General features: G+C 45.6%; 22 protein-coding genes. 9 read left to right on the plus strand and 13 right to left on the minus strand.

The features are described 5' to 3' along the window. Positions 1 to 6 precede the first annotated feature (6 nt). The 6 genes from FRZ54_RS15515 to FRZ54_RS15540 all read right to left on the minus strand — a co-directional run bounded on the left by FRZ54_RS15515 (position 7) and on the right by FRZ54_RS15540 (position 4,465). Positions 7 to 636: a flavin reductase family protein gene (locus tag FRZ54_RS15515; protein WP_147032496.1), complete on the minus strand. Its 630-nt coding sequence runs from the start codon at positions 634 to 636 to the stop codon at positions 7 to 9. Further along, complete coding sequence (locus tag FRZ54_RS15520; RefSeq protein WP_147032497.1) at positions 617 to 1,327, minus strand: ArsR/SmtB family transcription factor; 711 nt, start codon at positions 1,325 to 1,327, stop codon at positions 617 to 619. Before FRZ54_RS15520 ends, FRZ54_RS15515 begins: the two co-directional genes overlap by 20 nt. A 211-nt stretch (positions 1,328 to 1,538) precedes the next feature. Further along, complete coding sequence (gene purE, locus FRZ54_RS15525) at positions 1,539 to 2,036, minus strand: 5-(carboxyamino)imidazole ribonucleotide mutase (protein ID WP_147032498.1); 498 nt, start codon at positions 2,034 to 2,036, stop codon at positions 1,539 to 1,541. Positions 2,037 to 2,050: 14 nt separating this feature from the next. Further along, positions 2,051 to 2,698, minus strand: coding sequence for a hypothetical protein (locus tag FRZ54_RS15530; protein WP_147032499.1), 648 nt, complete (start codon positions 2,696 to 2,698; stop codon positions 2,051 to 2,053). 13 nt (positions 2,699 to 2,711) lie between these two features. Continuing rightward, on the minus strand, positions 2,712 to 3,851 hold the full coding sequence (locus tag FRZ54_RS15535; protein WP_147032500.1) for a 5-(carboxyamino)imidazole ribonucleotide synthase: 1,140 nt from the start codon (positions 3,849 to 3,851) through the stop codon (positions 2,712 to 2,714). 125 nt (positions 3,852 to 3,976) lie between these two features. Beyond that, on the minus strand, positions 3,977 to 4,465 hold the full coding sequence (locus tag FRZ54_RS15540) for a hypothetical protein (RefSeq protein ID WP_147032501.1): 489 nt from the start codon (positions 4,463 to 4,465) through the stop codon (positions 3,977 to 3,979). A 168-nt stretch (positions 4,466 to 4,633) separates the two neighbouring features. Between FRZ54_RS15540 and FRZ54_RS15545 the strand changes: the two genes are divergently transcribed. From FRZ54_RS15545 to FRZ54_RS15555, 3 genes are all read left to right on the plus strand, one after another. Beyond that, a complete protein-coding gene (locus FRZ54_RS15545; RefSeq protein WP_147032502.1) occupies positions 4,634 to 5,068 on the plus strand; it encodes a hypothetical protein in 435 nt (144 codons plus the stop codon). A gap of 249 nt (positions 5,069 to 5,317) precedes the next feature. Further along, entirely contained in the window at positions 5,318 to 5,836 is a 519-nt protein-coding gene (locus FRZ54_RS15550) for a fasciclin domain-containing protein (RefSeq protein ID WP_147032503.1), read from the plus strand. A 418-nt stretch (positions 5,837 to 6,254) separates the two neighbouring features. After that, positions 6,255 to 6,887, plus strand: coding sequence for a hypothetical protein (locus tag FRZ54_RS15555; RefSeq protein ID WP_147032504.1), 633 nt, complete (start codon positions 6,255 to 6,257; stop codon positions 6,885 to 6,887). Positions 6,888 to 7,008: 121 nt separating this feature from the next. Here the strand turns inward: FRZ54_RS15555 and FRZ54_RS15560 are convergent, their stop codons facing one another. The 3 genes from FRZ54_RS15560 to FRZ54_RS15570 form a co-directional block, all read right to left on the minus strand. Continuing rightward, positions 7,009 to 7,908 (minus strand): alpha/beta hydrolase, encoded by a 900-nt coding sequence (locus FRZ54_RS15560; RefSeq protein WP_228462509.1) that lies wholly within the window; start codon positions 7,906 to 7,908, stop codon positions 7,009 to 7,011. 375 nt (positions 7,909 to 8,283) lie between these two features. Further along, positions 8,284 to 8,766, minus strand: coding sequence for an NADH-quinone oxidoreductase subunit B (locus FRZ54_RS15565; protein ID WP_147032505.1), 483 nt, complete (start codon positions 8,764 to 8,766; stop codon positions 8,284 to 8,286). Next, complete coding sequence (locus FRZ54_RS15570) at positions 8,756 to 9,361, minus strand: NADH-quinone oxidoreductase subunit A (RefSeq protein ID WP_147032506.1); 606 nt, start codon at positions 9,359 to 9,361, stop codon at positions 8,756 to 8,758. Before FRZ54_RS15570 ends, FRZ54_RS15565 begins: the two co-directional genes overlap by 11 nt. On the opposite strand from FRZ54_RS15570, the gene FRZ54_RS15575 reads away from it, so the two are divergent. Then, positions 9,360 to 10,574 (plus strand): BaiN/RdsA family NAD(P)/FAD-dependent oxidoreductase, encoded by a 1,215-nt coding sequence (locus tag FRZ54_RS15575; RefSeq protein WP_147032507.1) that lies wholly within the window; start codon positions 9,360 to 9,362, stop codon positions 10,572 to 10,574. The genes FRZ54_RS15570 and FRZ54_RS15575 overlap by 2 nt on opposite strands. Positions 10,575 to 10,605: 31 nt before the next feature. On the opposite strand, the gene FRZ54_RS15580 is transcribed toward FRZ54_RS15575, so the two are convergent. Beyond that, the gene (locus FRZ54_RS15580) at positions 10,606 to 11,319 is read right to left on the minus strand and encodes a hypothetical protein (RefSeq protein WP_187359636.1); all 714 of its coding nucleotides are present in this window, start codon (positions 11,317 to 11,319) and stop codon (positions 10,606 to 10,608) included. Positions 11,320 to 11,359: 40 nt separating this feature from the next. Here FRZ54_RS15580 and FRZ54_RS15585 point away from each other — a divergent pair, with 40 nt between their 5' ends. Continuing rightward, positions 11,360 to 12,376, plus strand: coding sequence for a threonine aldolase family protein (locus tag FRZ54_RS15585; protein ID WP_187359637.1), 1,017 nt, complete (start codon positions 11,360 to 11,362; stop codon positions 12,374 to 12,376). Between the two features lie 224 nt (positions 12,377 to 12,600). On the opposite strand, the gene FRZ54_RS15590 is transcribed toward FRZ54_RS15585, so the two are convergent. From FRZ54_RS15590 to FRZ54_RS15600, 3 genes are all read right to left on the minus strand, one after another. Beyond that, on the minus strand, positions 12,601 to 13,626 hold the full coding sequence (locus tag FRZ54_RS15590) for an aldo/keto reductase (protein WP_147032509.1): 1,026 nt from the start codon (positions 13,624 to 13,626) through the stop codon (positions 12,601 to 12,603). A 140-nt stretch (positions 13,627 to 13,766) separates the two neighbouring features. Beyond that, entirely contained in the window at positions 13,767 to 14,207 is a 441-nt protein-coding gene (locus tag FRZ54_RS15595) for a GNAT family N-acetyltransferase (protein ID WP_147032510.1), read from the minus strand. A 44-nt stretch (positions 14,208 to 14,251) separates the two neighbouring features. Next, on the minus strand, positions 14,252 to 15,028 hold the full coding sequence (locus tag FRZ54_RS15600; protein ID WP_147032511.1) for an NUDIX hydrolase: 777 nt from the start codon (positions 15,026 to 15,028) through the stop codon (positions 14,252 to 14,254). 124 nt (positions 15,029 to 15,152) lie between these two features. Here FRZ54_RS15600 and FRZ54_RS15605 point away from each other — a divergent pair, with 124 nt between their 5' ends. The 4 genes from FRZ54_RS15605 (at position 15,153) to FRZ54_RS15620 (ending at position 19,737) form a co-directional block, all read left to right on the plus strand. Continuing rightward, positions 15,153 to 16,148, plus strand: coding sequence for a sugar phosphate isomerase/epimerase family protein (locus FRZ54_RS15605; protein ID WP_147032512.1), 996 nt, complete (start codon positions 15,153 to 15,155; stop codon positions 16,146 to 16,148). An 88-nt stretch (positions 16,149 to 16,236) separates the two neighbouring features. After that, the gene (locus FRZ54_RS15610) at positions 16,237 to 17,919 is read left to right on the plus strand and encodes a GMC family oxidoreductase (protein WP_228462510.1); all 1,683 of its coding nucleotides are present in this window, start codon (positions 16,237 to 16,239) and stop codon (positions 17,917 to 17,919) included. A gap of 17 nt (positions 17,920 to 17,936) precedes the next feature. Beyond that, positions 17,937 to 18,560 carry a gluconate 2-dehydrogenase subunit 3 family protein gene (locus FRZ54_RS15615; RefSeq protein WP_147032513.1) on the plus strand — a complete coding sequence of 208 codons (624 nt, stop codon included), beginning with the start codon at positions 17,937 to 17,939 and terminating at the stop codon, positions 18,558 to 18,560. Between the two features lie 91 nt (positions 18,561 to 18,651). Further along, the gene (locus FRZ54_RS15620) at positions 18,652 to 19,737 is read left to right on the plus strand and encodes a DNA topoisomerase IB (protein WP_147032514.1); all 1,086 of its coding nucleotides are present in this window, start codon (positions 18,652 to 18,654) and stop codon (positions 19,735 to 19,737) included. Positions 19,738 to 19,759: the final 22 nt, after the last annotated feature.

Genomic DNA, 19,759 nt, shown 5'->3' on the forward strand with positions numbered 1-19,759 from the left:
AAGTAACTATACTTCTGCCTTAAAGGTTTTGCCGAGGTGTTCGCCTAAGGCGTAATAGTGGCGGAAGTTATAGATCAGAGGCGACCATTTTTCGGGGTTGATATGATCGGTGCCGGTAATAATATCTTCATGCGCCTTTACATTGATCACCTCAACAGTTACAGCTGCTGTACCCGGATCCCCATTCTCATCATATTCCAAAACAGTATAATTATCCAGTATTGCCTCTAACTGGAGCGGGCAACCTGCTATAGCCGGTGGGCGCACCGTTTGCGAGTCCATTTTTGTGAAGCCGCCTGCCGAAAATTTATCTTTTTCGTAAGTATATAATGCTTTTTTACTATCCGGAACGGGATAAGCCCCGGTAAGCCTGGCTATCCTTTCGATGTTTTCATGCAAATGTGCCGAAGGCATATTGACTACGCACTCCTTTTGGTTTAACAGGTTGCTGAATGTTTTTCCATTACAGCCAAGGCCAAGCACAAGCTTATAGCCCAACGCCCAAACGGATGACATAGGCCCGATATTAGCGTTGCCGGATTCGTCCAAAGTTGTAATGAGCGCGACAGGTGTTCCAAAATAAAGTATTTTGGGCCTGATGGTGCGGTAAGTTTTGTTATCGGTTGCAGTAAGCATCAAAATCAAGATCAATTATTTCTGTCAAAGCGGCGCGGCCGGCGTCAGTAACACGGAGTACGCGTTTCTCTTCATTGCGCACTACCCATTTTTGTTCCATCATGGCGTGGCACAACGCAGCGCCAATGGCGCCGGCGAGGTGGGGTTTTTTCTCGGTCCAATCCAGGCAGGCATAGATGTATTTGCGGCGCGATGGTGTTGCCTGCGGCAGATCGACCCCAAGTGCCTTAAAGGTTTTACCGGCATTGATGCCGAGTGTAACCTCCTCTGAAAAGTAGGATGGACCTGTTGCGGGCGCGTGATATACGATCGCTTCGCGCTGGTTAAGTGCATTGAATATGGACACACCAAGCTTACCTGCAACATGGTCGTAACAGGTGCGTGCAACGGCTATATTTTTTACAATGGGACGGTGAGCGGGTACTTTTTGCAGGTTTTGCAGCAGTTCGATCAGTTGCGCCACATCGGCACTTGCTATTTCATAATTATTTCGCCGACCATTTGCAATTTTCCTGATCAGGCCGGCCCTTACAAGTATGGCAAGATGGTTTGAGAGATTACTTTGCGAAATTTCAAGGTGCTGCTGTATTTCGGCATACGACGCCCGCCCCCTGATGAGATAGATCATCACCGACAGCCGCACCGGGTCGGCAATGGCTGAGGTAATGGTATATATGTTCAAGTCGTTCATACCCCAGCAAAGGTAAGGTGTTCTGAGGTGGGTTATATCAGTGGTTGATGAACGGTGGGTGTAGACCAGTGATTAGTTAATTGGTGATTAGTGATTTGTTGACTTGTGATTTGGTGATTCGTTAATTTGTCGTTAGTGAATTATTTACGCGCTATCCAATTGACTGTTTACCAGTTAACAAGTCACCAGTTAACTGATCACAGCAAATTAACTAATCACTACTTTCCATCTCCCTCGCCGATTCTTCGACCTTTTGTTTCAGTTGGTCTTTGTAAGCGATAAGATTTGATATAATCGTTTCATCGCCTGTCGAAACGATCTGAGCAGCTAAAATACCGGCATTTTTAGCGGCGTTAAGTGCCACTGTAGCTACAGGGATACCGTTCGGCATTTGCAGGATGGACAGGATAGAGTCCCAGCCATCGATAGAGTTACTTGATTTTACGGGTACGCCAATAACCGGCAAATAGGTAAGTGAGGCCACCATGCCCGGTAAATGCGCTGCGCCGCCGGCGCCTGCAATGATCACCTTCAGGCCGCGGTCGGCGGCTGATTTGGCATAGCTGAACATGCGCTCGGGGGTGCGATGGGCGGATACGACCGTTATCTCGTATGCAACGCCTAATTCCTTTAAAACATCAGCAGCATCCTGCATTACGTTCAGGTCGGACTTGCTGCCCATAATGATACCGACTTTGGGTTGACTCATAATTTTCTGTACGTTTACTGTCTTTGGTCCGGCCAGGTGTATACTTTCTTTTTGCGAAGCTTTTTGATCAAAAATATTACGATCGCTACCCAAAAGACCGCCGCAGCACCCATAAGAACTGCTGCTAAAATACCACTCTTTTTATTTAATTCTGCAGCCTTTGCAGGAGTTAGCTTAAAGGTGTCAAAAAAAGTCTTTATTACATAGTCGTCGCTTTGAAGAGAATCAGTCGAAAGCACCGAATAACTGATAATTGCTTTATCAGCATGGAAAGCACGCTGATACGCATAATATGTATTCCCTTTTAGCACACAGGTATAATTGAATGAAATCCCTTTAAGTCCGTTGCTTTCTATGTCTCCCTTGTAGAATAGCTTCCCATTCTCGGGTTTAATAACTGATTCAATGAATTGATCATATAGCCCACTCCGGTTCCTTAAATTTAGCGAGTCGGGGTTAATTTTATTCAAATCTATTACTTGGGCAAAATAAATACGCTGGTCTTTTTGACATACATAGTATGTTGCACTTCCGGCAAAATCAACTTTGGGGGTATCCGGAAAAATAATCTGTGCTTCAGATTGCAGGTCTTGTTTGTAAGGGTGTTGGCAAAAGGCCGCGGCAGAATAAAATATCAGGAATATAAGGGTCAGTTTTTTCATTCTTGTTGATCGGTCAACTTATAACTTTCAACGTCTTCTGCACAAACCTCGCTTTTTCAATCGCTTTTTCCCTGTCGGCATCCACGATAGTCACATGCCCCATTTTGCGGAAGGGTTTGGTAAGCGCCTTGCCGTATAAATGTATGTAAACGCCCGGACATTCCAGCACTTTTTCGATACCCTGGTAAACTGCTGGTCCCTCGAAACCGGCTTCGCCAAGCACGTTGATCATAATGGCGTTGTTAAGGCAGGATGTATCGCCAAGCGGCTGGTTAAATATTGCCCTCAGGTGTTGCTCGAATTGTGAAACTACATTGCCCTCGATAGATTGATGACCGCTGTTATGCGGGCGCGGCGCCAGTTCGTTCACCAAAATGCGCCCATGTTTATCCAGGAACATCTCAACCGCCAGCAAGCCAACTATATTGAGGCTTTCGGCTACTTTTTTTGCTATGCGCTCGGCTTCCTCATGTATCTCAAAAGGAAATGTTGAGGGCGATATTAAAAATTCCACCAGGTTGGCCTGCGGGTTAAACTCCATCTCTACCATCGGGAAGGTTTTGGTTTCGCCATCGGCATTACGGGCGACGATAACGGCGAGTTCCTTTTCAAAATCTATCCAGCGCTCTATCAGGCTGGGTTCGGTGAAAGCATTGGCGAGATACGATTCGTCGATCACCTTATACACGCCTTTACCGTCGTAACCGTCGCGGCGAAGTTTTTGAATATAAGGAAAGGGGATATGGCTGCTTCTCAGTTGCTCCGGCGTGGATATTACCTGGAACTCGGCAGTAGGAATGCCATTCTCTTTAAAAAACTGCTTTTGCAGTCCTTTGTCTTGTATCAGGCGGATAATACGCGGTTGAGGATAAACCAGCACACCTTCCTTTTCGAGTTGTTCCAGGGCGTCCACATTCACTTTTTCTATCTCGATGGTAAGCATATCCACCTTTTTACCGAACTTGTAAACGGTCTCATAGTCGCCAAGCGAACCTACAACAAATTCATCGCACAATTTGCGGCACGGCGCCTCGCGGTCGGGGTCGAGTACTTTAACGGTTACATTGTAATTGATTGCCTGCTGTATGAGCATGCGGCCGAGCTGTCCGCCGCCTAAAATTCCGAGTTTGAGATCTCCGTAAAATGCTTTCATTCTGAGCAGGCAAATTTAGCGTAAATGTTTGGAAGATGAGTGATTGGTTAGCCGGAGATTGGTGATTAGTTGGGGTTGATGACTGGTTTTAGGCGGGATTTGCAGTATAGATGAGAAGTTGATAGTTATACGTCCAGTGTCTTGCGTAATAAACGCTTCCTATAATACCTTTCGGTTATTACGGCTACAGGAATGCCTATGGCAATAATAAGCGCAACTATGCCTTCGATAAGTGAAAGCGGTTTAACGCCGCCTGCGCGTTTGGGAATATTGGTTAATGGCAGTACTGCCAGGTTCATGATGGCCCATGTCATCAGACCGAAAACTACGCCTGTAAGATATTTATTTTTCAAAACCTGTATAAAACCGGGATAAAGTATAAAGAAAACGATGCTGAAAGCAGATGCTATGAGATAGTGAAATAATATTCCCCAAAGCACCATTGCTGTTCCTCCTGCAAAGGCAGCTTTACCAAACCAGCCGCTGGCAATAAATTGGAATATAACCGCAGGGGAGACTTTATACCCTATCAGCAGGGCAGCCATAGCATCTAACGTACCAGTTAAAAGGCATAAACTTACCAGGGTTTTTACTTTGTTCTCCGTATTTATCATTCGCTTTAGGTTTGCTGAAAGGTAAATTTAGACTTTTTTATTTGCCTTTGATAAAAATATATGCGTGATAATCACCTAATTGGATAAAATTATAGAACTATGTATTGCATAATACCATGTTAAATATTTATCTTCGCTTAAACATTAAAAAAGATCAAATCAACACACATGAAAAAACTAATTTTAAGTTTATTGGTGCTGGCTACTGCCGGCACAATAGCCATGGCGCAATGCGACAAAAAAGTATCTTTCATTTCGTCGAAGACCGAACACCTGGATGATAAAGGCACGGTGCAGGATAGCCAGGATGAAACTACCACAGTTGAATTCAGCAAAACGGGTATTTCAGTTTATACGGCTAACGATAATGGGGACCAAAAGATGACCGGAGATGTCAAATCTTTTACCTGCGACTGGTCTGTGCCTTTCAAGACCGGAAAGACCACGATGAGCGTTACTTTAAAAAGGGACAATGGTGATACCAGGGATTTCAATTTGGTAATAGAAGGTAAAGATGGAAAAATAACTTTGGTAGCAGTAAGTCCCGAACAAGCTGAAAGGCAGATCAGACTAACAGCTGATAAATTTGAGGAAGCCAAATAATCCGCTCAATAATTAAACTAACATATTTTAAAGGCGTTGCTTACGGGCGGCGCTTTTTGTTTTGATATACTTATCAAACTGTAACATATAATTTACATTCAGATAAGGGGTGTTTTAAACTAAAACTTTTTTATTTTTCGCAAACTATTCAGGAAAGCCGCTGTTTTTGATAATTGTGGCGAATTTTTATAATATTTAAAAACAAAAAGCCGTTTAAATATTTTTTTAACAAATTACCAATTGAATTATATGAAAAAACCAGTTTTAATTATTACCGCTTTATTGACATTTTGCTTATTTGTAAAAACCTCATTCGCGCAGACGGCACCGCCTGCAACTGTTGTTGATGCAGCCCAGGGTTCAGAACGAGGTGGTGTTGCTGCTTTCCTGATAAAAGTTGCAAATCTGCAGGACGCATTAAGCGCTGCCGGACCATTTACTGTTTTTGCCCCAACCAATGATGCGTTCGCCAAGTTATCTACTGCTAAACTCGACAGTTTAGTAAGCGATCCTACAAAACTGGCTACTTTGCTTAAGGCACATACTGTAGTTGGAAAATTTGCGAAAGACGATATTGTAAAAGCGTTAAACGCATCAAAAGATCGTAAGGTAGAATTCAAGACGCTTGACGGCGGAACACTAACACTTTCTTATACCGGGAAGTTGATCCTGACCGATGATAAGGGAAATAAAGCTGATGTGCTACTCTATAACCTGCAGGCGGGCAATGGCGTGGTACATGGTTTGAGCGATGTGCTGCTGAAGTAAAGAGATACTTCAAGTATAAAAAACAAAACCCGGGCTATTATTCCCGGGTTTTTTGTTTTTAAGAAGTCCGCGTGAGCTGGTGTTACGAAGTTGCTATGCCAGGCGTTCATCCAGGCGGCGTGCTTTTTATCCAGGCGGGTTTAAGGCCGGCAAATGTGACGGGAAGATACCTGGCTGGTATTCAAATTCAAGTCAAAGACGATAAGTTATCAACAAGTAAGTGTCATGAATCTGTAATGTTGAAAAAGTAGCATTTTTTCACAACGTTTGGTTGTATGCTATAAGCAACTGACAATTAATACTATAGAAGCTAAATTTTACGTTTACAAAGAACGCGGCGGATTTGTTTTAACAAAAAAGCAATATTTATAAACATCTCTTGATTATTAATGGCTGTTTTGCATACATTTAAATATTAATGACCGACCCCCAAAACACTATTACTATAACCGGATTGATACAGGAACGGGTATTCAAGAGAATTGTCTTTGCTCATAATGGATTAACTATTGAGCAATCTCTGGGTTTCGGGCCGGACAGGTTTATCGCCGGTGACAGTATAGCTGCGTTTAGGTTTGGTGTACGCGAACTGCGGGGATATAAATTCAGTTTTGGCCGCCAGTATTTTATCGAGATCAAAAATTTCAATTGCGAAATTTACCGGATAAAACTCAATAGCCTGTTTGGTATAAAACGAAAAGAGTATTATCGCACCTGGGCCGAACTGCTGCAAAATATATGGGATTTTTACCTGGATAACCAGCTTAGTTATTATACCGAACTATACAACATTCAGCAAACCTTTGAACTGGCTGGCGTAACGTTTCATAACGATGGCATAAGCTGGGATAAGAACAATTACCTGCCCTGGGATAAGATAGCGGTAAAAAGTTACCAGAATTACTTCATGATCCACCACGCCGATAATGCGCGGCAATACAAATGCTGTGTTTTCTCTATTGACTGGAACGCAGTCGTATTGCAATCGCTGTTGAAAGAGATAACCAGGCAGTACTCGAGAAGCAGGCGGACCATACGCAAGGGTTTGTAACGGAGTACTGAATATATTCCTTGCCACCAGCAATTTTATCGACTCACCCCGATCCCGATAACTATCAGGACTACGCTGGTCGGCCCTCTCTACTGCGAGCGGTAAAAAGGGTAGTAGTTACTTATTTCAAGTATTTCCCCAGATAAAAAAATACCTTTTTCCTTATACTTTCGGCATCAAACATTTCACCGTAATGAGGTGCACCTGGTACGATAATCAATTCATTTTTTACACCGAACGAAGTCAGCGCGGCGCTTAATGATTTGGCCTGTTCGGGGTTTACCGATTGATCTTTTTCACCCTGTACGATCAGGAACGGCGGGTCATCCTTATCGATATAAATGATAGGGCTTGCTTTTTTTGCCAGGTCCATTTTATCGCTTACTGCTCCGCCCAGCAATAACGCCACAGGGTTTTTCAGGTCCTTATTATCGGTCGCCGTTAGGGTAACCAGGTTGGAAGGGCCATAAAAATCAAGCACGAGTTTTATCTTAAAATGCGGCTTTTTGCCGCCGGTATAAAAATCTTTTATATCGTTATTTGCAGATAAGGCAAGTAAATTGGCGAGGTGGCCGCCCGCGGAAAAACCTATTACGGCGAAACGCTTGCGGTCGAGCAGGAATTGTTCGGCATGCTGGTACAAGTATTCGATGGCCTGGTTGCAGTCCTGTATTTGTGCCGGGAAAATGGCCTGGGTGCTCCAGCGGTAATCGATGGAGGCTACCGCATAGCCGCTGTCGATAAAACCTTTGATAGTCTGGGTCATATAGCCCATATCAGCATATTTATCGTTCGACATCCACGCGCCGCCGTGTATCCATATCACCACAGGATATTTGTCCTTGTGCTGCGGCGGCAGGTAAATATCCAGCAGGTGTTTATGCGTAGTATCGCCGGCATAGGGCAGGTCATCGTACAGCAAGGTTCCTTTCGGAAAAATGCTCATGACCCGGTTGGTGGCCTGGGAGAATACAGAAAGGGTGACAATAGAAAATAAGAGGCTTAGGATGATCTTTTTCATGGGCGATTAGTGGTCAGTGATTGGTGATTAGAGATCAGTGGTTAATGTTGTTATAACGATATTTTCAAATTTAAGTGTTTAGGTTGAATAAAGTGGTGATAAGAGTTTGTCAGCGGTATGAGTTGTCTGTGGAGACACAGACAAAGGGAGAAGAACTGATCAGTCCATTAGTTGACTCACCCCGGCGACGCTACGCTGGCCGACCCTCTCTACCGCGAGCGGTAAAGAGGGTTGGGGGGATTTAAACCTAATCACAAATACTGATTCCTAATCACCGATTCCGGTGTTCACGGAAATGTAAAAAATTGGAGTGCTTTGTCGTTCATTGATGCGTGGCAAGCAGCAGTGACATGAAAACCTGGTGCACAGGCTAAATCAGCCTTTGATCAATTGCTCGGTCTCGATCTTTTTTTGCAGTTCGAGTATAGCGCCAATTAGCGCCTCGGGACGTGGGGGGCAGCCCTGTACATATACATCAACCGGTATTACCCTGTCGACCCCCTTGACAACATGATAACCGTGTTGCCAGTAAGGTCCGCCGCAGTTGGAGCAGGAACCCATGGAGATAACGTACTTGGGTTCGGGCATTTGCTCGTACAGGCGTTTGATGCGTTCGGCCATTTTGAAAGTGACCGTGCCTGCTATGATGATCACATCCGCCTGCCTTGCCGATGGCCGCGGGAATACCCCGAAGCGGTCCATATCGTAAGTGGAAGCAAAGGACCCCATCATTTCAATGGCGCAGCAAGCTATACCGAAACTCAACGGCCATAACGACGACAATCGCGCCCAGTTGAGTAGGTCGTTCATTTTGGTGATAACCACACCGCCGCTTTCGTTCATGTTTTCAGGATTCATTATCCGGTTTTTTGAATGTTGGTTTGAACATGGGCTTTCTTAAGGGAGTTGCAGTAGCGGTGGCAGTTTGCTCTGGGGCAACAGCAGTGAGTTCAAGAGCGAAATCTTTCACTTTGTAAGCGCTTTGCTGTTTATTTAACTGATCGTACAGCGACACCGGCACCTGCGTATCGGTAGTTGGTATGACAGGCTTCGGCTTTATCCAGTCGAGGTCGCCTTTTGCCCAAACATAAACCAGGCCGAGTATCAGGATGCCCAGGAACACAAACATTTCGATAAGCGATAGCCATCCCCAGCGGTTATCGATACTGATGATGGTTTTATCGCCAAAGACCGTTGCCCAGGGGAGTATAAATACCATTTCGACATCAAACAATAAAAAAATAAGCGCTATCACATAAAACCGCGAGTTGAACGGCATCCAGGCACTACCTGTAGGCTCTTCGCCGCATTCGTACGAGGTAAGTTTTTCAGCATTAGGGTTATTGGGCGATAATCGCCGTGAAACAAAGAAGGCAAAAGCGACGGCCAGGATACCGGTTATTAAAAAGATAAGTATCTTTCCAAATTCTGATATTTGCGAAATGCCATCCATGAGCACAAATTTAACAAAACAAACCCATTTCGATGCAATAATAATAGGCGCAGGCGCTTGCGGTTTAATGTGTGCCGTGCAGGCCGGGTATTTGGGCAAGCGTGTGCTGGTATTGGAAAAGAATGAACAGCCGGGCGCCAAAATATTGATAAGCGGGGGAGGGCGCTGCAATTACACTAACCTGTATGCCTCCGCGCAGCAATTTATTTCGCAGAATGAGCATTTCTGTAAATCGGCCTTTGCGCAATGGTCGGTAGAGGATACGATCAGTTTTTTTGAAACTTATGGCATCACCGGGCACGAAAAAACTTTAGGCCAGCTTTTCCCGGTAAGCAATAAGGCGAAGGATGTGGTGCAGGTTTTTACCGGGTTATGCGAGGACTTTGGGCAGGAAATATGGTGTGGCACCGAGGTTACAGATGTTATAAGTGCTGATAATGGCTTTGAAATATCGGTTATAAGAAATGGAAGAAACGTCAGCCTTACTACTGAAAAAGTTGTTGTTGCTGCGGGAGGGTTGCCAATTCCAAAAATGGGAGCGACAGACCTTGGTTTGAGAATTGCCCGGAAATTTGGCCTGAAAATTACAGAAACCGCACCTGCTTTGGTGCCGCTGACAATAACCGGTAAAGATCAGCCCTGGTACGAACAGTTATCCGGCAACAGCATTTTTTGCCGCGTTTGGAACGATAGGATAAGTTTTGAGGAAAATATATTGTTTACGCATTGGGGATTGAGCGGCCCGGCTATTTTGCAGATATCATCGTACTGGCGACCGGGCGAGTTTATTTATATCGACTTGTTGCCGCACCAGGATATCGTCGACCTGATCCAACAGGAACGCGAAGTAAACGGTAAAAAGATGCTTTTGAATTTTATGTCAGGCTTATTCACCCGAAAATTTGCGGAGGCTTTGAGTGATAAATTACCGTCTGATAAAAACCTGGCATCACTAACCAAAACAGAGTTGGAAAATATCGGTGCGTTGATACACGAGTTCAAGGTAAAGCCGGCTGGAGATAAGGGTTACGATAAAGCCGAGGTAATGCGCGGCGGTGTATCTGCCGACGAATTATCTTCAAAAACACTGGAAGCTAAGAAGGTACCCGGTCTTTTTTTCGGGGGCGAGTGTGTCGACGTTACCGGGTGGCTGGGCGGCTACAACTTTCAATGGGCCTGGGCCTCCGGGTTTGTGATAGCACAGAATATTTAAGCAAAAAGCTAAAAGCAGAAAGACCAAAGCTTTAATTCGGATTGCTTTCAGCTTTAAGCCTTTTGCTTTCAGCTTCCTTTACCTGCTTAAAATAGGCGATCAGTTTTTGGATATTGCCGAGGTTGAATTGATGAGCGCGGATCTTGTCAACTACTTCCTGTTCGTCACCCATAATGTCGCTCATGGCATCTTCAAAGTTCATTGGGGTTAACTGATCCATTTCAGCCGTGTTTGCACCGTAATAATAAGTTGCCTGTACAGGGCCCTTTCTGCCGCGACCGCCGCCAATATCAATTGAAACACCGCCATAACCGCCTCCGTAAGGGCCCGTCCCAAAGCCGACGCCACCTGCCGGGCGTACGCCAATGCCATTTCCTCCGCCGGATACTGTGCCCACTTCGGCTACGTATAATTTGGTTTCCTCATCCAGTTCGACTTTAACAAAATCAAGCTCTTTTTTGGTCCAGGTTGTATTGTGCGGGGCATGAGCTACCACAAAGCTATCCTGTCCAACCATATAGGATTTGAGGTCGCTGGCGCTGAGCTTATAAGGATTTGCCTTACTATCGTCTTTGAATTCGATATAACCTTCGTCCTTGATCGGCCCTTTGCCGGAAAGATCATCGTGAATAAGGCCTGTCACCTTATTACCTTTGATATCGGTGAACGAGCCTTTTTGCCACTTTTGTGATTTTGCTGATACAGCGATTAGCATGAACAATAAAATGATTAAAATTGGGCGCATAATTAATTCGATACAAAAATAACGCAATTTTCAATTATATATGATAACCGTTGATCTTCGTAGCGATACCGTTACCAAACCTACGCCCGGCATGCTGGAAGCAATGTGGGGCGCCAAAGTAGGGGATGATGTTTTTGGCGAGGACGAAACCGTAAATGCTTTGGAAGAAAAGGCAGCAAAGCTTTTTGGCATGGAAGCAGGATTGTTTTGTCCATCCGGGACGATGACGAACCAGGTTGCGATCAAATGTTTCACCCAGCCGCTGGATGAGTTGATAGCCGACCAGGCATCGCATGTCTATCGTTACGAAGGTGGTGGCATAGCGTTCAACTCGGCGGTATCCACACGATTACTGAACGGCGACCGGGGGCGTATCACCGCCGAAATGATAGCGCCCGAGATCAATGCGGAAAATGTCCACTATCCGCGCACAAGTTTGGTTGTTCTGGAAAATACGGTGAATAAAGGCGGCGGGAGCTGCTATAAACTTGACGATATAAAGCCGATTGCTGCATTGTGTAAACAAAAAGGACTGAAGTTGCACCTGGATGGCGCACGTATATTCAACGCGCTGGCAAACACCGGTGACGGCGCTGCAGATTATGGTAAATATTTTGACGGCATATCAGTTTGCCTGTCAAAAGGACTTGGCGCACCGGTTGGGTCGGTTTTGCTCGCGGATAAGGAAACTATCAAATATGCCCGGCGGGTGCGTAAGGTTTTAGGCGGAGGCATGCGACAGGCGGGCTTTTTAGCCGCCGCGGGAATTTATGCGCTCGATCATCATGTCGAAAGATTAAAAATAGATCATGCCCATGCCCAAATATTGGCTGATGCTTTGAACGGGCAAAGCTGGGTAAGCTATGTAATGCCGGCCGATACCAATATCGTTTTATTCGATACAGTTGCGCCAGCGATCGAAGTTCTCCAAAAGCTTTTATCTAAAGGTATCAGGGCCAACAGCACCGATACACACCGCATTCGTTTTGTTACACACCTGGATGTACACCCCCGGCAGGTGGAATATATTGTTGAGGTTTTAGGCCAGGAATTCTAAGCGTAAGTTTAAAACGATACCTGCTATCCAAGGGTGAATATCAAATAGCGGCACGAAAATATTTTCGATTAAAAACGAAATATTTATGGTTACACTTTGATTTTGTAATCACATTATAATCAGTGCTTTAGATTAAAAATGCGCAAAATTGTGTTAACCATGTTAACCCTGTTGTGCCAGTTTAGAAAGAACCCTTCTCCGGGGAGAGGGGTTTGGTGAGACTTTTACTTAATTTCCCTGTCGGCACTTTGCCTTTCTACCATCCAGCCGGGATATTCGCGCGGCAGGGCGCTTACTTCATTGATCTTTTTAAGATCATCATCTGATAGGATAAGCTCCGTCGATCTTACGTTATCAAGTAACTGATCTACCCGTTTCGCTCCGATAATGGTGCTTGTAATACCTTTTTGAAGGCGAACCCACGCTAATGCCACCTGCGCCGCAGAAACATTGTATTGCTTGCCAATTTGGGTTATTACGTCGATGATATCATAGGCTTTCTCTTTGTTCACCGGCGGGAAATCGAAAACATCGCGCCGCGAGTCGCCTGCCTTTTCGGTGTCTCGGGTGTACTTCCCCGACAGGAAACCGCCGGCCAGCGGGCTCCACGGCATAACGGCCAGGTTTTGGTCGATGGCCAGCGGTAGGACCTCCCGCTCGATATCGCGGCTGGTAAGCGAGTAATAATATTGCAGGCCGACAAATTTGTTCCAGCCATTCTTTTCGGCTATGCCGATGGCTTTCATTACCATCCATGCCGGCCAGTTGCAAACAGCCACATAACGAACCTTGCCGGTCAGCACCACATCATTCAACGCCCTTACGGTTTCTTCTACCGGAGTTTTCGGATCGACGCCATGTACATAAAGAATATCCACATGATCCATCTGTAAGCGCTGCAGGCTCTCGTCAATCGACTGGAAAATATGGAGACGGGAGAGGCCCACGTAGTTTTTGCCCTCACCCATGCGACCGCGGACCTTCGTAGCTATCACCAGTTCGTTCCGGCTGATACCCGCATCTTTTAATGATTGTCCGAGCAGCTTTTCAGAAAGGCCATAAGAATAAATGTTTGCCGTATCAATGAAATTAATGCCCGCATCTACTGCCGCTTTCATTAACTCGTTTACGCTGTCCTGCTGAAGTTTGCCGATGTTCCCCCAAATGCCGCCTTCACCGCCAAAGGTCATGGTACCAAAGCAAAGTTCAGACACCACCACACCGGTGTTCCCTAAAAAATTGTATTTCATAAAATGTTTGTGATTTGAATTATCGTAAAGTTGTGGCTTTGTACGGATATAAAAGTCAGGAAAAGGTCAAAACACTATCTTAGGTTAGTATAGCTTTAATGATTGGGCGCAAAAATGAAGGATTGATCAAATAGCGGATGTTAACCCTTTTGATACTCCCATTCCCAGACTTCGCCCTCGTCGTCGTCCATGGCTTTGCCTATGATCACAAAATTGTTTTTGCGGAGTATTTTGGTCGAGTAATTTTCTTCCATTAAGGTTTGGGCGGTTACCCTTATCAATGGGTCCGCTTCGAGGGCCAGCCTAACCAGCGTTTCTGCGATCTTTGTGCCGATGCCTTTATTTTGATGGGCGGAAAAGGTCCCGTAAGCAATTTCTACTTTATTCTCAACCGGCTTTCCCTTAAAGGCGGCTGCGGCAACCAATTGATCGTCAATTTGGACATAATAACATATCCATGGCGGATTAAAACCGACACGCTGATAAAAATCGATACACATTCCCAGGCTATCTTTGCAGTCCGGGTGCCCGATAAATTCGGTGTTTTCGTGAAGATGCTCTTTTATAGGTAACAGGTTCATTACCAAATGTAATGAAAGAAGCCGGGAAGCCGAAAGGGGCCGATTCAACTCAGAACAAGCCCTTCTTTCAGCGCCTCATCATATTTCTCTTTATCAAACATATATAAATGCGGAGAACGATGAGCACCGATGCTGCGTTTTTCATCAAGTTTTTTAAGCAGCCCAAGAGCGATCAGTTTTTTGGGAAAATTGCTTATATCCAGCTTTTTACCGAGCAAAGTTTCATAAAGGGCGTGTATTTCACTCAAGGTGAACTTCTCAGGCAATAAATTATACCCGATTGGATAGTGATATAGCTGCACCCGCATGGTGTGCAGCGCCTCTTTCACCATTTCATCATGGTCAAAATCCAGTTTAGGCAGGCTATCTATGTCGAACCAGGCACATTGTACGGCCAGCACATCTGACTGAGGCTCGGTGCGCGAAAAATCAGTTATCGCATAGAAACCGACAGATATGGTTTGATCGATCAGCCAGTTTGTTTTGTCGATACGTATGCCCACGGTTTCAAACCATTTGTCCTCATCAAATTGGCTTGTCTTTGCGCGGTCGGGGTCGCCAAAGGTCTTAAATTGTTGTAGAAAAAGGTTGTCGATACCGGTCCGTTCCTTCACATTACGGTTAGCAGCCTGCACCAGCGTTTCTGTCCGTTTTATATAACCGCCGGGTAAACACCAATCCTTAATGGCTTTGTGCTTTATCAGTAGCAATTTAAGTTGTTGTTCGTGATATCCGAAGATGGCGCAATCAAGCGACACGTGCGGAATATAGTAGAGTTGTCCGTTCAGTATAAAATCTCTTAACTGCTCTTCGGTTTGCATGGCCTAAAATACACTTATCAAACTGTGTAGAAAAATTTATTTAGTGAATTCTACTAAATGTGAAATTAATTACTACCTTCATTTTGTAAAATCTACCAAATAACCAATTATATTCATCAATATCATGACCAGATTCAACAGAAGATCGTTTATTAAAAAAGCTGCCATAGGCGCAACAGGAGTAGGCATAGCCGCCAGCTTACCGGAGTTTTTATATGCGAATGCGGAGAAAGAGCTTTTTTTCAAGATCGCCATTTCACAATTTTCATTTGCCAGCGAATTTTGGACCAAGCAACTCGACGCGCTCGATTTTGCAGCCAAATCGAAAGAGCTTGGTATACTGGGCCTGGATTACTGTTCCATGTTTTTTGCAGACAAAGCCAAAGACACGCAATACCTGGGCGAATTGAAGAAACGTGCGGCCGATAATGGCAGCTATAACCTGCGCATCATGATCGATGGCGAAGGCGTTTTGGGCGACTTGAACGATACAGTGCGATTGAAAGCTGTTGAAAATCATTATAAGTGGATGGATGCTGCGGCTACACTGGGCTGCCCTATGATAAGGGTAAACGTAGAGGGTGAGGGCGATCATGATGCAGTGGCTAAAGCAGCGGTGGATAGTTTAGGTAGGTTGATTGAATATGGGCGCAAGCAAAATATTGATGTGATCGTCGAAAATCATATTGGAATATCCTGCAATGGAGCATGGCTGGCAGGGGTTATGAAACAAGTTAACAGCCCGCATTGTGGCACCCTGGCCGATTTTGGCAATTTTTGCATTAACCGTACGAAACCCGAAACCAACGACATTGCCGGTTATATGAAAACCAAATGCCTGGAAGAATATGATAAATATAAAGGTATTGAAGAATTGATGCCGTATGCCAAGGGCATTCACGTAAAATCGCATGTGTTTGATGCAAAGGGCGATGATGTGGAAACAGATTTCTATCGCATGTTCAAGATCATCAAAAAATCAGGTTTTACAGGATGGGCCAGTATCGAATATGAAGGCGGCCTGTTTAAGATGTACACGAAAGATAGCAAATATCTGGACGATTACGCAGGCGTTACCGCTACCAAAAACCTTGCAATAAAGGCAGGAAAGATGGCATAAACCTAATCGCAAAACAGATCGCAATGGAGATAAAGAAATCATCAACCGTGTATGACGTGATCATTATCGGTTCAGGTGCCGGCGGGGTATGGCCGGTTATGTACTTGCCAATGCAGGTATTAAAGTGCTGATGCTGGAGGCCGGCCCATTTTTCGACCCGGCAAAGGATTCGGATCAGTTGAAGTGGCCGTACCAGTCGCCACGCAGAGGGGGCAATGCCACCCGGCCAATGGGCGATTTCGACGCATCCTACGGCGGCTGGCAATTAGAAGGTGAACCTTATACCCAAAAGGACGGATCGGATTTTCAATGGTATCGCTCCAGAATGCTCGGCGGTCGTACAAATCATTGGGCACGCATTTCCTTAAGAATGGGCCCCAAAGATTTCAAATCAAAAACAGCGTATGGTGTGGGGGACGACTGGCCGATTACTTACGACGAGATAAAACCTTATTACGACAAGGTTGACCGGCTGATAGGCGTGTATGGTTCTATGGAAGGCCTTGAAAATGACCCTGACGGTATCTTCCTGCCCGCACCAAAACCACGGCTGAATGAGTTATTTGTAAAAAAGGCTGCCACCGCCGCAGGTATCAAAGTTATAGCCGGCCGCGGATCAGTATTAACAGCGCCGCTGCCGGGAAATACCGATCGCCATGCTTGTTTCTTTTGCGGGCAATGTAATCGCAGTTGCAAAATTTACGGAGACTTTTCGTCGTCGTCGTGCCTGGTGATCCCAGCTATAAAAACAGGCAACTTAAAAGTTATTACCAATGCTGTTGTACGCGAGATATTAACTGACGCACAAGGCAATGCCAGCGGGGTTTCATACATCCTGAAGGACGATATGCAGGAGTACCAGGTTAAAGCAAAAACGGTAATATTGGCAGCGAGTACCTGCGAATCGGCCAGGATATTGCTTAATTCAAAATCGGACCGTCATCCAAATGGATTGGCCAACAGTAGTAATGCAGTGGGTAAGTATCTGCACGACTCGACACAGGGAGGCGGAGCAGTTATCATTCCGCAACTGATGAACCGCAAACGTTTTAATGAAGATGGGGTAGGCAGCCTGCACCTTTACGCGCCCTGGTGGCTGGACAATAAAAAACTTGATTTTGCGCGCGGGTACCACCTGGAGATATTTGGTGGCATGATGATGCCAAGCTACGGCGGCTACTTCGGATTTGAGGGCGCTTTGGTACCGATGCTGAACGGCTACCTGCCCGGCGCCGATGGAAAAATGAAACCCGGCGGCGGATATGGGTTATCCCTTAAGGACGATTACAGGAGATTCTATGGAACCATGGCAGGTTTCGGATGTCACGGCGCATCAACAGCGCGGGAGGACAATTACTGCGAAATAGACCCGAATGTGGTTGATAAATACGGTATACCGGTGCTCCGCTTTCGCTATAAGTGGAACCAGGATGATGTGAACCAGGCCAAACATATGGCAGAAACCTCGGCAGAAATATTGAAACTGATGGGGGGCATCCCGCTGATGAAACCGGCGACAGCAGAAAATAATTACGGACTGGATAAACCGGGTAAAGGTATTCACGAAGTCGGTACGGTGCGAATGGGCGAAGATCCCAAACAGGCGCCGCTGAATAAATGGGGACAGGCGCACGATTGTAAGAATTTGTTTGTAACCGATGGTTCGGTATTTACCCAGCAATCGGAGAAGAACCCGACATGGACCATACTCGCCTTGTCTATGCGTACGGCTGAATATTTGATAGAGCAGCGTAAAAAACAGAATGTTTAAGCATTAAAACTAAAACCATGAACAGAAGAGACAGTTTAAAAGCATTAGGCATCGGTACTATATCGGCAGGCGCAGTGCTGGCCGGTTGCCACCCAAAAACAGGGGAAGAAAGTGGGAGCGAAGCCGCTGCCGTGGACACTACAGGCAGGCAGCCATTTGAAGCGGAACGGGATAAGGCATTGTCTAAACAGATCTTTTTTGATAAGCACGAAATGGCGACCACTGCCATATTGGCCGACCTGATCATACCTAAGGACGCGCACAGCGGGAGCGCTACTGATGCCAAAGTCCCCGATTTTATCGAATTTATTGTTAAAGACGAACCCGAGCACGCGCTTCCCATGCGCGGAGGACTGAAATGGCTGGATGTTTATTGTTTAAATACATACAACAATGCATTTAAAGATTGTACCCATCAACAACAATTGGCGGTTTTGGACCAGATCGCCTATCCTTCCACCGCTAAGCCAGCCATGCAGCAGGGCGTGGCGTTCTTCAATAAAATGCGCGATCTGACAGCCATTGGTTTTTTTACCAGCAAAATGGGCATTGATGACCTGGGTTATAAAGGAAACGCGCCCGGCAAATGGGAGGGTGTACCGGATGACGTTTTGAGGCAATATGGGTTAGAGGGCGTGTGAGATATTGGTTCGGATAGGTCCGAAAGCAGAGCGCGATTGTTTTTTGGATCGGCCCCAAAACTTATGGCGCCTTGTCGTTGTTCTCCACTTCATGAACAGGCTGATAAAGAAGCTCGAAAAGATCGGGCGCGACCCGGTGATTACTGCCAGGGCGGCGGGGTTACGTTATGTTGCTGATTCGACGCCGGGGTACACCCGCAAAAGATCAGGTAAGGGTTTCGCCTTTTATGACGCTGATGGTAAGCTTGTTAAAGACAAAGAGCTGATCGGTCGCTTTAATCGGCTGGTGATACCACCTGCTTATACCAATGTGTGGATATCGCCGGCAGAGAACGGCCACTTGCAATTTACAGGAACAGATGCCGCAGGCCGTAAACAATATCGCTACCATCCCGACTGGAACAAACTCCGCAATCAATCCAAGTACCATCGCCTCCAGTTATTTGCTGAATATTTGCCTGCTATCCGCAAAAGGGTTGATAAAGATATGAACCGCCCTCACCTCGATCATGAAAAAGTAGTCGCACTGGTGGTCAGGGTTATGGAGCTGACTAGTATTCGTGTGGGAAACGAATCTTATAAAAAGTTATATGGTTCGTTTGGGTTAACTACGCTAATGGACAGGCACGTCAAAATAAACGGCTCCGACCTTAGTTTCGAGTTTAAAGGGAAAAAAGGGGTTTATCATAAAGTGGCGCTGCATAGCAAAAAGCTGGCCCGGTTGGTAAAGCAATGCCGGGACATACCTGGTAAGGAGCTTTTTCAATATTACGATGCGGAAGGTAAACGGCATTCGATAGGCTCGGGTGATGTGAATGATTATTTAAAAGAGATAACCGGGCAGAGTTTTACCGCCAAGGACTTCCGCACCTGGGCGGGTAGTGTAAGCGCGCTGTATGCTTTCAGGGAAGCCGGCGAGTTTGAAACCGTTTCTGAATGCAAAAAGAAGATCGTCAGCGTGCTCGACGAAGTGGCCATTAATTTAGGTAACACGCGTACGGTCTGCAAAAAATACTATGTGCATCCCACGGTGATAAAAAGTTATGAGGAAGGCACGATATTCAAATACATCAGCAAACTGGACGAAGATAAGGACGTGAACGTGGTTGAACTAAACACAGCCGAAAAAGCGCTGCTGGACCTGTTAGCAAATGAAAAGCTGGCAGAGGCGAGTTGAAGACGAGTTTTTTGTCATACAT

The organism is Mucilaginibacter ginsenosidivorans (assembly GCF_007971025.1).
Taxonomy (GTDB): domain Bacteria; phylum Bacteroidota; class Bacteroidia; order Sphingobacteriales; family Sphingobacteriaceae; genus Mucilaginibacter; species Mucilaginibacter ginsenosidivorans.